This window comes from Tenacibaculum sp. Cn5-46 (assembly GCF_022347705.1).
Classification (GTDB): domain Bacteria; phylum Bacteroidota; class Bacteroidia; order Flavobacteriales; family Flavobacteriaceae; genus Polaribacter; species Polaribacter aiptasiae.
Genome location: NZ_JAKRGD010000003.1, coordinates 1 through 11,949, shown reverse-complemented (window position 1 = coordinate 11,949; position 11,949 = coordinate 1). Strand labels below are relative to the sequence as shown.

The following is an 11,949-nucleotide window of genomic DNA, read 5'->3' as shown; positions in this document are numbered from 1 at the left end:
TTACTATGGGTTTAATGTTTTTTTTAATTTTTCTTTAGCTCTGTTCATTTTTACTCTTGCATTTACTTCACTAATACCTAATGTTTCTGATATTTCTTTGTAAGGTTTGTCTTCTAAATACAAAAAGATAAGAGCTTTATCAATATCGTTTAGTTTTCTAATAGCATTATATAATGCTTTCAGTTGTAATTCTTCAGTCTCATCATAATCTTCAGCCTTAATTTTAAAAGTGTAGTCGGTAATGTCTTGAGTTTTTACAGTTCTGGTAGATTTTCTGTACAAAGAAATAGCAGTATTTAAAGCTACTCGATACATCCAAGTACTAAATTTAGCATCACCTCTAAACTTACTATAGTTTTTCCATAGCTGAATTGTTATCTCTTGAAATAAATCATTGTGTGCATCTTGATTGGTAGTGTATATCCTACATACCTTATGTACAATGTTTTGATTTGCTTCAAAATCAGATAAAAATTTATTTTCTAGTTTCTTTTCCACTAAGTTTAGTCTAGTTGATAAATTATAAGTAGCTCAAAAATACAAATTGTTACAGTTCATCCTAAAAAAAATACAATTGAGTTTTTTTTAATTTCAAAAACATCATCACCTCTAGATATTTGTAGTGTATTAACCAACAAATTAAAAGAGATGAAATTTTTTACAACAGTTTTTTTAGTGAGCTTATTTTTTATTGTAGGAAAAATATCAGCCCAAAATAGAACGGTAACAGCAACTGTAACAAATGCCACTACTGATGAAGGTAAAATAAGTTATGCATTGTTTACTAAAGATAATTTTAGAAAAGAACCAGTTTTAGCAAAAACGTCAAAAATTACTAAAGGAAAAAGTACCGTAGTTTTTGAAAATGTACCTGAAGGAGAGTATGCACTTATTTGTTTCCACGATAAGAATAACAACAATAAAATGGACTTTGAACCGAACGGTATGCCAATGGAAGATTATGGAGTATCTACTAATAATATAAATAGGTTTGGACCTCCACAATACGATCAAATCAAATTTTTAGTTGATGATAAAAATGTATCTTTAGAAATTAGATTTTAATCACAATATTTAGAGAACAAAAGATGAAAACAAGAGCAGAAATATTCTCTCCAAAGGAATTAAAAAAAGGCATATTATTAGCTTTAAAAATTACATTAATATTTGGAGTATTCTTTTTCTTAATAGGAGGAGGGAGTTATACAGTTAAAGGTTTTCTAATGTCGTTAGGTGTATCTGCTTTATATTCTTTTGGATTAGGTTTTGGGCAAGGACTTTTAAATGATTATTTAAGTACGAGATGGGATTGGGTTACTAAAACAAATACTCGTGTTTGGGTAGGTATAATAGCTACTATATTATATACAGTGCCAGCTATTTTAATAATAGATTATATACTGTTTATAATAATACAAGGTCGAGATATAGCACTGTTTTTTAAGTCTCCTTTATTATGGATTCACTTATTTTGGATACAATTTTCTTTTGGAGTTTCTGCTTTTTTACATGCAAGAGGTTTCATGTTAGAGTGGAAAAGAGCAGCAAATAAAGAAACTACACAACATGAAATAGTAGCAAAGACTGAAACAGCGAAGTTTGAAACATTAAAAAGTCAATTAGACCCTCATTTTTTATTTAATAGTTTAAATGTATTAACCTCTTTAATAGGTGAAAATACTAGACAAGCTGAAAGGTTTACTACTAAATTATCAAAAGTTTACCGATATGTTTTAGAGCAAAGGAATAAAGAATTAGTACCAATAAAAGAAGAGTTACAATTTGCTAGAACATATATGGAATTGTTACAAATGCGTTTTGAAGATGCTGTCAAATTTACAATACCAAGTGAGATAAGTAATCCAGAGTTAAAAATAGTTCCATTATCGTTACAGTTGCTGTTAGAGAATGCAGTAAAACATAATGTAGTTTCTTCAGCAAAACCTCTAGAAATAAAAATATTTGAAGAGAATGGATTTTTACAAATTCAAAATAATATAAACCCTAAAGAAGCAATAGGTAAAAGTACTAAAGTAGGGTTAAGGAATATAGCAGATCGTTATGGTTTAATAACTAACAGAGCTGTTGAAATAAAAAATAATAATAAAACATTTACAGTGAGTTTACCACTGTTAACAAAATCAAATACAATGAATTATAATACAAGTGATTTAGAAAATAGTAAGTATGTAAAAGCAGTTGAAAGGGTAGAGAAGTTAAAAGAATTTTACCAGAACTTAATTTCATACTGTTTAGTAATACCATTTTTAGTATTTATCAATTTAAAGACGTACTCAGGTTTCCAGTGGTTTTGGTTTCCAATGATTGGTTGGGGAATAGGTTTAGTTTTCCATTTTTTAGAAGTAAATAATTACAACTTATTCTTAGGTAAAAATTGGGAGGAGCGTAAGATCAACGAGATTTTAAAAGATGAAGAAAAATATAGATAAGATGGAAAGAGAACATACTGAACAATACAGATACGCTAGAGCAAAAAAGAAGGTAGAAAAGATAAAAGGTTTATATATTCATTTAATAGTAACAGTTTTAATAATTCCAGTCTTAATTTTTATCAACTTAAAGTTTGTACCTGATCATTACTGGTTTTATTATCCAATAATAGGGATGTCAGCAGGATTATTTTTTCATTGGATGGGAGTCTTTGGATTTGAAAGAATAGGATTTGGGAAAGATTGGGAAGAACAAAAAATTAAAGAATTTTTAAAAGAAGAAAAGTAATCATGGACACTAAATATACTGAAGAAAAACAATACTTAGCAGCCAAAAAAAGAATTAAAGAAATTAAAGGCTTTTATGCTCATCTTTTTGTGAATGTTTTATCAATCATAATAATAGTAGCAGTAAATTTAATATTCTCTCCTTATTATCACTGGTTCTGGTTTGCAGTAGCAGGAATATGTATTGCTACATTTATTCATTGGATGCTTGTTTTTGGAAAAGAAATTTTTGGATTTGGAAAAGATTGGGAGGATAAGAAAATCAAAGAATATTTAGAAAAAAAGAAATAAAATGGAAAGAGATTATACACAAGAACATAAATACATGTTAGCTAAGAAGAAAGTAGAAAAGATAAAAGGTTTCTATTGGCACTTAGCAGCGTATATAGCGGTAAATATTTTTATATCAACAGTTATCGTTATAGGATTAATAACAGAAGAGAATAAATCTTTTGTAGATGCTATAACTCATTTTGGAGTGTATGCAACTTGGCTTTTTTGGGGAATAGGTTTATTTTTTCATTGGCTAGGAACATTCGGAACAAATATCTTTTTTAATAAAGATTGGGAAAATAGGAAGATTGAAGAATATATAAAGGAGTTCGATGAAAAAAGAAGATAAATATTTACAGGCTCAGAAGAAAGTAGCTAAGCAAAAGAATTTTTATAATCACCTACAGGTGTTTGTCATAATGATGATTGTAATTATTGTTTTTTCAGATACAATATTCAATTTTTTTGAAGAGCATATTTCTAATCAAAATACTTTAAAATGGATAAGAGCTAACATTTGGATAAATTCATTGTTATGGGCATTTGGCCTCCTAATTCATGGTATTTATGCATTTAAAAATAAGATTTCTATTATAGAAAACTGGGAAAAGAAAAAGATAGAAGATATTATGAATGAAAATTAACTAACTATGGACTCAAAACAACAATCGGATAAATATATAAAAGCTAGAAAAAGAGTAGAAGACATAAAAAAGTTTTATAAGCATTTAACATTCTACATTTTAATAAATTTAGTTTTCATAGGATATAGAATTTTTAAAGATATTGATTATGGTAGCACTTTTGTAGAAGCTTTTACAGATATTAGCAATTATAAAATCTTTTTTTGGTGGGGTGTGATTTTAATATTACACGGAGTTAGTGTTTTTGGAAAGGATTTACTTTTTAATAAAGAGTGGGAAGAAAGAAAAGTTAAAGAATACATGGATAAAAATTAAAAATTGATAATGAAAGTATTAATAATTGAAGATGAAAAACCAGCAGCTAGGAGGTTAAATAGAATGTTAGCTGAATTAGGTATAGAAGTAGAAACAATGTTGCATTCTGTAGAAGAATCTATTAATTGGTTTCAGAAGAATGAGCATCCTGATTTAATTTTTTTAGATATTCAACTATCTGATGGTTTATCATTCGAAATTTTTGAAGAAGTAGAAGTAAAATCGGCAATAATTTTTACTACGGCTTATGATGAATATGCGTTAAAGGCGTTTAAATTAAACTCCATAGATTATTTATTAAAACCAATTGATGAGGACGAATTAAAAGTTGCTGTTGATAAATTTAAAGAAAACCAGCCTAAGCAATCGGATGTTCAAGTTAATATTGATGATATTAGAAAGTTATTAATCAATCCAGTTGATAGGAAATTCAAAAAGCGTTTTACTATAAAAGTAGGGCAACACATAAAAATTATACATGTAGATGAAATAGAGTGCTTTTATTCAGAAAATAAATCAACTTATATTCATACGAATTCAAATAGAAATTATTTAATCGATCACTCGTTAGAACACTGGCAAGAACAACTGGATCCAGAGCAGTTTTTTCGAGTAAATAGAACCTATATTATTCATATAAATGCTATAAAAGATATTATATCGTATACTAATTCACGCTTAAAATTAGTACTACATTCATTTAATGAAGCAGAAATAATCGTTAGTAGAGAGCGAGTAAAAGATTTTAAAAATTGGATAGATTAAATTTAAACTTAGTACTAGAGCAAAACAGACTAATACTAAGTTTAATTTAGGATGAGTTATTTCCCTTTAGCTTTAATAAAGTCGGAAATTAGATAACTTATAAATTTACCTACTTGTCCTGCAGCTGTTTCATTATTCATTACAGCAGGTGCTCCTTCACAAATATGTATATAAGAAGCATTTGGGTTTTTAGCAAAGAAATGTACAAATTGTCTAGCTTGTAAAGAAGTAAAACCACTAGAAGTCATAGCGCTACTTGGAAAGTTTTGAATACAATCTAAGTCTATTTCAATACCAAAAGGTTTGTCTTGAATAAAATTTGAAGCACGTTCAAGTTCACTCTCAAAAGAAAGACTTTTATAAACCTCTAATTCTTCGTAAGTATTATAATCAATATTGGATTTGTCTTGCATGTAATCAAAAATATACTGAGGTGTATAGTTTTCATGCAAACCGAACATAAAGTATTTATCTAGATAATTACGTTCTATAGCATAAGAAAATCCATTTCCACTATGACGTTCTTCTAATTGACGTAAATCGGTATGCGCATCTAAATTGATAACATTAATAGCTTGTTGTTTCGCTTCAGAAAAACCTTTTAAATTTCCGTAAGAGTTATTATGTCCACCGCCAATTACAATTGGAATTTTATCAGCTTCAATAATCAATTTAATAACTTCTGAAAGTTTTTGATCAATAGCTTTTACTAGTAAATCACCTTTATTTCGATCGCTTTTATCAAAGTAAGAAACATCTTCTAAATAGTCTAAATATCCTAATACAAAAATATTTTCTCCGTTGATAAATTGATTTTCTTGTGTACTTAAGAATGCTTTTAAAGCAGGAGTAAAAGCTGTATGAGCACCACCATTTCCATAATTCATTTTTACACCAATATCTTCAGGTACTCCAAGAATTACAAATTTAGCAGATGAATTATTTAGTTCTTCAATGATGTTAGAATTATCAGATATGGTTTGTATTAACTCACCAATTTTAGTTTCTCCTTTTCTAAGACTAACAAAATTTTTGATGTCGTGTTCTGAAAATGTACGTAACATATTAAATAGCTTTTCCATTAATAAAAACGGAGTCAATTAATATTGATCCAAAATTATAAGGAATAGCTCCATAACTTAAAATTTCTTTTGTAATAATAAAGTTTGCTTTTTTTCCTTTAGTAATACTCCCAACTTCATCAGAAAGGTTCATAGCATAAGCACCATTTATAGTAGCAGCATTAATAGCTTCTTCCGGAGTCATCTTCATCTTAATACATGCAGTGGCTACAACAAAATTCATATTACCAGAAGGAGTAGAACCAGGATTAAAGTCTGTAGCTAATGCTAATGGTAAACCAGCGTTTATAATATCGCGAGCAGGTGTATAAGGAATACTTAGAAAATAAGAACAAGAAGGTAAAGCAACAGGCATTGTTTCCGAACCTTTTAATGTTTCAATATCATCGGCATTCATAACTTCTAAATGATCAACAGATAAAGCGTCGTGTTTAACACTTACTTGAACTCCACCTATAGTAGTAAATTGATTTACATGTACTTTTGGAGTTAAACCATATTGTTTTCCAGCTGATAAAATTCTGTCAGTATCTTCAACAGAGAAATAACCAGTTTCACAAAAAGCGTCTATAAACTCAGCTAAATTTTCCGATGCTATTTTAGGAAGCATTTCATTAATAATTAAATCAATATATCCTTCTTTATTGTCTTTATATTCAGAAGGAAAAGCATGAGCACCTAAGAATGTTGCTTTGATAGGTAAGTTATAATTTTCTCTTAATTTTTTTATAACACGTAACATTTTTAGTTCAGCATCAACAGTTAAACCATATCCAGATTTAATTTCAACTGCACCTGTACCTTGTTTCATAACTTCTTCTAAACGTACAGAAGATTGTTTATATAGTTCTTCTTCAGAAGTTTCTTGCAGCTTTTTTGCTGAATTTAAAATACCTCCGCCGTTATTAGCTATCTCTTCATAAGATAAACCATTAATACGATCAACAAACTCTTGTTCTCTGTTTCCTGCATATACAATGTGTGTATGAGAATCGCACCAAGTAGGAAGTATCATTTTACCAGTACAATCAACAGTTTCATCAGCAGAAACAGATAACTCATTCATAGAGCCAAAGTCAACAATTCTATCATCTTTTAAAAGTAAAAAAGCATTTTTTATAGTGGGTAAACTCTTCATTTCATTACCGCTTACTTTTTTTATAGAGTGATCTCTCACTTGAATTAATTCCTTGATATTTATCAATAATGTTGTCATATGTTGTTCTTAAATTTGGCTAAAACAAATTTACACTAAAACGATTAATTATGGTTTATTTTTTAGGATTGATTAGCTTTTTAATACTCACATTTATTTCACTAATTCATTTGTATTGGTTTGTAGGAGGAAAATGGGGATTTAGTCAAGTAATACCAACAAAATTAAATGGAGAGGTAGTATTAAAGCCAAAATGGATTGATAGCTTATTTGTTGGAGTATTTTTATTAATTATTGCTATGCTCTTTGCTGTTAAGGCAAATCTTTTTCAAATAGAAATGATTCCTAAATGGTTTTTGAAGTATGGATTATATATAGTCTCTGGTGCTTTTATATTACGTGCTGTAGGAGAGTTTAAGTATGTTGGTTTTTTTAAGAAAGTAACTGAAACAAAATTTGCAAAAAACGATTCTAAATATTTTTCTCCTTTGTGTTTATTTTTAGGAGTAATCGCTATATTAATAGAAGTATATTAGATATAAAAAAAGCGCAAAACTAATATTTTGCGCTTTTTGTTATTATTGAGGAATAAGTTTATTTTTTTCCGAAAATGCCACCTAATAGCCCACCAAGTAAACCACCAGATTTTTGTTGACTACTACCGCCTCCCAAAACCATTCCAGCAACATCGTCTACAATACTTCCATCTCCATCTGCATCTAAAATTTGTTCTAAAAAGCTTTGTTCTTTTTGAGCAGAACTTCCACCAAGTAATCCTCCTAATAAACCACCAAGGTCACCAGAGTTACTTACATTGTTTTGTCTAGATTGTTTTCCTAAAACTCCCATTAAGATAGGAGCAGCTGTTTTTAAAATATCACCAACAGCGCCAGCATCCATTCCGGATTTTTGTCCAATAACTTGTTCAACACCTTGTTGCTTGCTTCCTAACACGTGTCCTAAAATTTTACTACCATCTTGTAAAACATCAGCATTAACTCCTCCTTTGAATAAGTCACCTAAATTATCTAAAATACCACCATCGTGTTTATTTAAAGCTCCCATTAATCCCTCTGCTCCTTGAGAGGTAGCTGAATTACGTTGCATTGCTTTCATTAATACAGGTAAAGCCATTGTTAATACGCTACTAGTTTTGTTAGTATCTTGACCTGTTGAACCTGCTACACCAGATATAATTGTTTTTCCTAAATCGCTGTTTAATAAATCTAAAATTCCTGCCATTTTTTATTATAATAAGATTAGTAAATAGTTTTCAATAATTGAGACACAAGTTACAAATTAAAAGTCACATGCTTTTCTTAATTATTCTTTATGAAATTAAAAAAAAAGAAAAAAAAGTAGGGACAACTATGATTTATTGGTTTTAGAATAGCAAAATTAACCCCCCCCCTTTAATAAGTTTGATATGAACATAAAATTACTTCCCTTTTTTCTGTTGTTTTTAACAACAGTCACTTACTCACAAAATAAAATATTTTGGAATAAAATAGATGTAGTAAAAAGAACATCTGATAATAATGAAGAATCTTTTTACCATTTAAACATAGAAGGATTTAAAAAACATTTAAAAGAAACTTTAAACAAGAATAAAAGAAAAAGTAATATAATAATCAGTTTTCCTAATGTTAAAGGAGATATTCTTTATTATAAAATAAATGAATATAATATAATGCATCCAAAATTGGCAGCAAAATACCCAAAAATAAAATCTTACAAAGGAATAAACATAAAGAATCCATTAGATAAGGTTTATTTTAGTATTTCACCTAAAGGATTGCAAAGTATGACTTTACTAGATGGAGCTAAAGATATATTTATAACACCAGTAAAAAAGAAAAAAAGTGTTTATAGAGTTTATCATAGAAAAGGAAATAAAGAAAGTTTTGAATGTAAAACGGTAGATAAACTAAATAAAAAAATAGAAAAGAATGAAACTCATGGAAGAAATGCAAATGATGGTATTTTAAGAACATACAGAGCGGCGGTATCTGTAACTGGAGAATATACAGATTATCATGGAGGAACACGTGCATTGGCGATGGCTGCGATAAATGCTACTATGACTAGAGTTAATGCAGTTTTTGAAAAAGATTTTAATGTAAGAATGCAGCTTATAGCTAATAATGATCGACTAATTTATTTAGATAGAAATACTGACCCATACGCATGGGATTATAATTCTGATTTACAAGATACACTAACAGCAGAAATAGGAGAGAATAATTATGATATAGGACATTTACTAACAGCTGGAGGTAATAATGGAAATGCTGGCTGCATTGGTTGTGTTTGTGAAGATGGAAGAAAAGGAAGTGGTTATTCATCACACAATAACCCTGAAGGTGATAATTTTGATATAGATTATGTAAGTCATGAAATAGGTCATCAGTTTGGAGCTAATCATACATGGTCACATAGAGGCTCAGAAGGAAGAGGAGTGCATATGGAACCAGGAACTGGTTCTACCATAATGGGGTATGCAGGTATTGGAGGAAATGCTAATGTACAATTACATAGCGATCCGTATTTTCATGCAGCGTCGATAAGACAAGTTACTAATGTAGTAAAAGGAACAATGTGCCAAGTAGATGTTAATACAGGTAATAATATTCCTGTAGTAAATGCTGGAGGTAATTATACAATTCCTAAAGGAACCCCTTTTGTATTAACAGGAGAAGCAAATGACGCTGATGTTGGAGATATATTAACCTATTGTTGGGAGCAAATAGATGATAATAGAGGAGGAAGTACATATCCTTCTCCAACTAGGACTAGAGGAGTAGCATTTAGGTCGTATGAACCTACTATAGAAAATAAAAGGTACTTCCCAAACCTTTCTACTATTAAGGAAGGAAAAATATCTTGGAAATGGGAAGCTTTAGCAAATGTTTCAAGGTCATATAATTTTAGGTTAACTGTTAGAGACAATAGAGGTACCAACAATAGTGATGATGCAGAAATTAGAGTGAATGATGCTGCAGGGCCGTTTGTAGTCAATTATCCAAATAGTGAAAATATTACGTGGAATGTAGGTTCTTTTGAAATTATAGAATGGGATGTTGCAGGAACAGATGGTAATGGAATAAATGAGGCTAATGTAGATATATTACTTTCAACAGACGGAGGAAATACATATCCTATAGAGTTAGCAACTGGAGTAGCAAATGATGGTAGAGCAAGAATCATTGTTCCAGATGTAATAGGAAATAATAATAGAGTAATGATAAAAGCAGCGAATAATGTGTTTTTTGATATCTCAAATAAAGATTTTTCTATAGAACCAGCTGTTATTTGTGTTGCATCCAAACCTACAAATTTTAATGTATCTAATATTCAAGGAACATCTGCTATAATTAATTGGGACGAAATAGGAGGAGCAATATTTAGAGTTAGATATAGATCAGTTGCTACAGGCGATTCTTTTATTAAAACAATAACATCTAATACTACGAGTTTAACTGACTTAGTACCCAATACAGAATATGAAGTAAGGGTTAAAAGTAGATGTACAGGGGCAGTGGGTAATGTAGATTCTGACTTTACAGATGTAATAAGGTTTAGAACTACTCATAATTATTGTGCATTAGAGAGTGAGAGTGAAAGAGAAGGATTTATTTCAAAATTAGAGTTAGGAACTATTTCGAATTCATCAGGGAGTAGTATTTACACGAATTACAATCATATTTCAACTAATTTAAGGAAAGGAGTAGAACAAGAACTTAAAATTACACCTAATAAAAGATCATTTTTTGCCAGATATAGATACATAGTTTGGATAGATTATAATAGAGATGGTGATTTTAATGACCCTAATGAAAGAGTTATTAGAACAGACAGAATTAGAGATAATAGTATTACAGAAAAATTCACGATTCCTAATACTGTAGCAGATGGATATGCAAAAATGCGAGTGGCTATGGTAGAGGGAAATACTGGTCCTTGTGGAACTTTTTTTGCAGGAGAAGTAGAAGATTATGCAATTAATATTACAAGTGTAGTTGATAACGAAATCCCTGTAATTACTTTATTAGGTAATGTATTAGTTGAAGTTGAAGCAGGAAGTATTTATAATGATTCAGGAGCAACAGCAATAGATAATATAGATGGGAATTTAACAGGAGCAATTATAACAGTAAATAATGTTGATACATCAGTTTTAGGAGATTACCAAGTAAGGTATAATGTAGTCGATAGTTCAGGGAATAATGCTATCGAAGTCATTAGAATAGTTAGGGTTATTGATACACAGATTCCAGTAATTACCTTGAATAATAATGTATTAGTTGAAGTTGAAGCAGGAAGCATTTATAATGATTTAGGAGCAACAGCAATAGATAATATAGATGGAAATTTAACAGGAGCAATTATAACAGTAAATAATGTTGATACATCAGTTTTAGGAGATTATCAAGTAACATATAATGTAGTCGATAGCTCAGGGAATAATGCTATAGAAGTCATTAGAACAGTTAGAGTTATTGATACACAGATTCCAGTAATTACTTTGAATAATGATGTATTAGTTGAAGTTGAAGCAGGAAGTATTTATAATGATTCAGGAGCAACAGCAACAGATAATATAGATGGGAATTTAACAGGGGCAATTGTAACAGTAAATAATGTTGATACATCAGTTTTGGGAGATTACCAAGTAAGGTATAATGTAGTTGATAGTTCAGGGAATAATGCTATAGAAGTCATTAGAACAGTTAGAGTTATTGATACACAGATTCCAGTAATTACCTTGAATAATAATGTATTAGTTGAAGTTGAAGCAGGAAGCATTTATAATGATTCAGGAGCAACAGCAATAGATAATATAGATGGAAATTTAACAGGGGCAATTGTAACAGTAAATAATGTTGATACATCAGTTTTGGGAGATTACCAAGTAAGGTATAATGTAGTTGATAGTTCAGGGAATAATGCTATAGAAGTCATTAGAACAGTTAGAG

At 29.6% G+C, this 11,949-nt stretch carries 14 protein-coding genes; 10 read left to right on the top strand and 4 right to left on the bottom strand.

All coding sequences use genetic code 11. The features are described 5' to 3' along the window. Positions 1-3: 3 nt before the first annotated feature. Entirely contained in the window at positions 4-498 is a 495-nt protein-coding gene (locus MHN29_RS06580; RefSeq protein WP_235273750.1) for an RNA polymerase sigma factor, read from the bottom strand. A gap of 150 nt (positions 499-648) precedes the next feature. Here MHN29_RS06580 and MHN29_RS06575 point away from each other — a divergent pair, with 150 nt between their 5' ends. Genes MHN29_RS06575 through MHN29_RS06540 form a run of 8 tightly spaced genes read left to right on the top strand, consistent with a single transcriptional unit; the run spans position 649 to position 4,735 of the window. Further along, a complete protein-coding gene (locus MHN29_RS06575; protein WP_235273749.1) occupies positions 649-1,065 on the top strand; it encodes a DUF2141 domain-containing protein in 417 nt (138 codons plus the stop codon). A gap of 23 nt (positions 1,066-1,088) precedes the next feature. Further along, complete coding sequence (locus tag MHN29_RS06570; RefSeq protein ID WP_235273748.1) at positions 1,089-2,450, top strand: 2TM domain-containing protein; 1,362 nt, start codon at positions 1,089-1,091, stop codon at positions 2,448-2,450. After that, complete coding sequence (locus tag MHN29_RS06565) at positions 2,431-2,739, top strand: 2TM domain-containing protein (RefSeq protein WP_235273747.1); 309 nt, start codon at positions 2,431-2,433, stop codon at positions 2,737-2,739. Before MHN29_RS06570 ends, MHN29_RS06565 begins: the two co-directional genes overlap by 20 nt. Positions 2,740-2,741: 2 nt before the next feature. After that, on the top strand, positions 2,742-3,029 hold the full coding sequence (locus MHN29_RS06560; protein WP_235273746.1) for a 2TM domain-containing protein: 288 nt from the start codon (positions 2,742-2,744) through the stop codon (positions 3,027-3,029). A gap of 1 nt (position 3,030) precedes the next feature. Continuing rightward, positions 3,031-3,360 (top strand): 2TM domain-containing protein, encoded by a 330-nt coding sequence (locus MHN29_RS06555; RefSeq protein WP_235273745.1) that lies wholly within the window; start codon positions 3,031-3,033, stop codon positions 3,358-3,360. Continuing rightward, entirely contained in the window at positions 3,344-3,655 is a 312-nt protein-coding gene (locus MHN29_RS06550; protein ID WP_235273744.1) for a 2TM domain-containing protein, read from the top strand. Before MHN29_RS06555 ends, MHN29_RS06550 begins: the two co-directional genes overlap by 17 nt. Positions 3,656-3,661: 6 nt before the next feature. After that, positions 3,662-3,970 carry a 2TM domain-containing protein gene (locus MHN29_RS06545; RefSeq protein ID WP_150898881.1) on the top strand — a complete coding sequence of 103 codons (309 nt, stop codon included), beginning with the start codon at positions 3,662-3,664 and terminating at the stop codon, positions 3,968-3,970. Positions 3,971-3,979: 9 nt separating this feature from the next. Continuing rightward, the gene (locus MHN29_RS06540) at positions 3,980-4,735 is read left to right on the top strand and encodes a LytTR family DNA-binding domain-containing protein (RefSeq protein ID WP_235273743.1); all 756 of its coding nucleotides are present in this window, start codon (positions 3,980-3,982) and stop codon (positions 4,733-4,735) included. 56 nt (positions 4,736-4,791) lie between these two features. Here the strand turns inward: MHN29_RS06540 and MHN29_RS06535 are convergent, their stop codons facing one another. Continuing rightward, positions 4,792-5,799, bottom strand: coding sequence for a formimidoylglutamase (locus MHN29_RS06535; protein WP_235273742.1), 1,008 nt, complete (start codon positions 5,797-5,799; stop codon positions 4,792-4,794). Position 5,800: 1 nt separating this feature from the next. Further along, positions 5,801-7,033 carry an imidazolonepropionase gene (gene hutI, locus MHN29_RS06530; RefSeq protein WP_235273741.1) on the bottom strand — a complete coding sequence of 411 codons (1,233 nt, stop codon included), beginning with the start codon at positions 7,031-7,033 and terminating at the stop codon, positions 5,801-5,803. A gap of 50 nt (positions 7,034-7,083) precedes the next feature. Between hutI and MHN29_RS06525 the strand changes: the two genes are divergently transcribed. After that, complete coding sequence (locus MHN29_RS06525) at positions 7,084-7,509, top strand: DUF3995 domain-containing protein (protein WP_235273740.1); 426 nt, start codon at positions 7,084-7,086, stop codon at positions 7,507-7,509. 58 nt (positions 7,510-7,567) lie between these two features. On the opposite strand, the gene MHN29_RS06520 is transcribed toward MHN29_RS06525, so the two are convergent. Further along, positions 7,568-8,215 (bottom strand): DUF937 domain-containing protein, encoded by a 648-nt coding sequence (locus MHN29_RS06520; protein ID WP_235273739.1) that lies wholly within the window; start codon positions 8,213-8,215, stop codon positions 7,568-7,570. A 184-nt stretch (positions 8,216-8,399) separates the two neighbouring features. On the opposite strand from MHN29_RS06520, the gene MHN29_RS06515 reads away from it, so the two are divergent. After that, positions 8,400-11,949: immunoglobulin-like domain-containing protein (locus MHN29_RS06515; protein WP_235276251.1), on the top strand; the 3,550-nt coding region annotated here is incomplete at its 3' end.

What these genes read in the sequence shown, in the direction of transcription:
- MHN29_RS06520 (WP_235273739.1), bottom strand. Translation starts at nt 8,215, where the DNA reads ATGGCAGGAATTTTAGATTTATTAAACAGCGATTTAGGAAAAACAATT.
- MHN29_RS06575 (WP_235273749.1), top strand. Translation starts at nt 649, where the DNA reads ATGAAATTTTTTACAACAGTTTTTTTAGTGAGCTTATTTTTTATTGTA.
- MHN29_RS06555 (WP_235273745.1), top strand. Translation starts at nt 3,031, where the DNA reads ATGGAAAGAGATTATACACAAGAACATAAATACATGTTAGCTAAGAAG.
- hutI (WP_235273741.1), bottom strand. Translation starts at nt 7,033, where the DNA reads ATGACAACATTATTGATAAATATCAAGGAATTAATTCAAGTGAGAGAT.
- MHN29_RS06550 (WP_235273744.1), top strand. Translation starts at nt 3,344, where the DNA reads ATGAAAAAAGAAGATAAATATTTACAGGCTCAGAAGAAAGTAGCTAAG.
- MHN29_RS06560 (WP_235273746.1), top strand. Translation starts at nt 2,742, where the DNA reads ATGGACACTAAATATACTGAAGAAAAACAATACTTAGCAGCCAAAAAA.
- MHN29_RS06570 (WP_235273748.1), top strand. Translation starts at nt 1,089, where the DNA reads ATGAAAACAAGAGCAGAAATATTCTCTCCAAAGGAATTAAAAAAAGGC.
- MHN29_RS06545 (WP_150898881.1), top strand. Translation starts at nt 3,662, where the DNA reads ATGGACTCAAAACAACAATCGGATAAATATATAAAAGCTAGAAAAAGA.
- MHN29_RS06565 (WP_235273747.1), top strand. Translation starts at nt 2,431, where the DNA reads ATGAAGAAAAATATAGATAAGATGGAAAGAGAACATACTGAACAATAC.
- MHN29_RS06525 (WP_235273740.1), top strand. Translation starts at nt 7,084, where the DNA reads ATGGTTTATTTTTTAGGATTGATTAGCTTTTTAATACTCACATTTATT.
- MHN29_RS06535 (WP_235273742.1), bottom strand. Translation starts at nt 5,799, where the DNA reads ATGTTACGTACATTTTCAGAACACGACATCAAAAATTTTGTTAGTCTT.
- MHN29_RS06540 (WP_235273743.1), top strand. Translation starts at nt 3,980, where the DNA reads ATGAAAGTATTAATAATTGAAGATGAAAAACCAGCAGCTAGGAGGTTA.